Origin of the sequence: Phenylobacterium sp. (genome assembly GCF_030693805.1) — a bacterium.
Classification (GTDB): Bacteria; Pseudomonadota; Alphaproteobacteria; order Caulobacterales; family Caulobacteraceae; genus Phenylobacterium.
In genome coordinates, this window is record NZ_JAUXZW010000154.1 from 1 (window position 1) to 1,557 (window position 1,557).

The 1,557-nt window shown below is 55.6% G+C and carries 2 protein-coding genes; both read right to left on the minus strand.

Annotated elements, in window-relative coordinates; all coding sequences use genetic code 11:
• Positions 1-265: invasion associated locus B family protein (locus Q8M88_RS06620; RefSeq protein ID WP_305595620.1), on the minus strand; the 265-nt coding region annotated here is incomplete at its 3' end.
• A gap of 451 nt (positions 266-716) precedes the next feature.
• Positions 717-1,557: hypothetical protein (locus Q8M88_RS06625; RefSeq protein WP_305595622.1), on the minus strand; the 841-nt coding region annotated here is incomplete at its 5' end.

Below are 1,557 nucleotides of genomic sequence, written 5' to 3' on the forward strand. Positions count from 1 at the left end.
CCTCCAGCAAGAAAGTTTTCGGCGGCGCGAAAAATTGGATCACTCCGTTGGCGATGCCTGGCGCTTTTCTGACAGCCGCCATTATGCCGACGTTCTGCTGTTCCTCCGAGGCCGCCTTTTGGACCAAAGCGCATGCCTTGACATTCGATGTCGACGCCGCGCACTGGATTTCCCAAGCGCCATATTTTGAGATTTCCGGCTGCTGCGCTACCGCGGGACCTGCTGAGAAATTGGTGAGCTGCAGACAGGCGAGAACATTAAACAATGATCTTCTAATGGATGGCATGCGACCGCCTTGAAGGAATTTGCCGTTTCAATTTGACGGTTGGGCGGGGCGACGAAGTGCACCTGTAGCGGGACCCATCCCGCCCGAATATCCCACCCCGCTGACATATAATTCAGAATCTTTGCTGAAGAATTTCCGCAAAGTGATCCTTTCGCATCCATTCCGGCGTGCCCGAACGTCGCATTAACACTTGTCGGCCCGATACGACGGCCAATCGGGTGAACGTCTCGCGAGCCGCACGCCGAACAGACGAAGCGGCGCGACCGCGCCAGAGTGATGAACGGTATCTGCGGCGCCATCCGCATTGCGTCGAAGGTGCGACCTCGCTGTGATGGGCAAGAACTGAGCCGCCGATGCGAGGTTGCCCATCCAAAGGCTGGTCCAGATCCGGGTCTTCGGAGTTCGCATTAATCTCGATAGGTCCACGGTGTCACCCGTCAACGTCTTTGAAAATGCCTTCAACCCCACCATTCATCGGATTACGATTGCGGATCTGATCCTGTGCCCAATCAAACCATTCGGCAATTGACCGCCCACACACTATTTGGGTCAGATGGGACTCGTGGGCCTTCAGCTCTTCAAGGAAACACTGAGCTGTTGTTGCCTCTTCCCATCTGTGAGCGAGGTCTATAAAGCGGCGCCACTGATTGTGTTCCCTTTGGCGACGCTCACGCTCGATTTGGGGGCGATGCTCCGATTCAAGCCGCCTGCGTTCGGCCTCCTCGCGTTCATTGCGCAATTTTGCGAGCGCTGACGCAGCGAGGATGAGCGAACAGACGATTTCCTGGAGCAGTTTCTCAAGCGGCGCGTCGGGTGTTTCTATCCATTCACTTCGAATTGCGCTGTCACCCAAATAGCTGTCGATCTTGAAAACAAGGATTCCGGTGGGCTCGAGCACCTGCGTCCAATTGCGTTCGCCCGGCAGCGACCATCGCATCTCGCTTTTTGTTTTTGGTCTGCGAACCTGTTTCTGTTTTTCGCGGAGCTTGAACTCGATTTGATCCTGTCCCGAGCTGAAATACGTTTTGCCACGCTCGCCTGTCTCGGCTCTTAGCTCCTGTCGCATGGCCGCCTTAAAGAGGGCATCGAGAATGCGATGACGACGATGATCAGTGTCGGTCCACTCAGTGAAGATGGGGCCGAAGATATGGTGTTCGCGTTTGGCATCACGTCGCTGTCGCTCGTGTTCTGCAATCCAACCAGCAATGATAGGGTGCGGTCGTGCTAAGCGTTCCGGGACAGAAATAGGTCCATCCAGCGCGGCTCTAGCT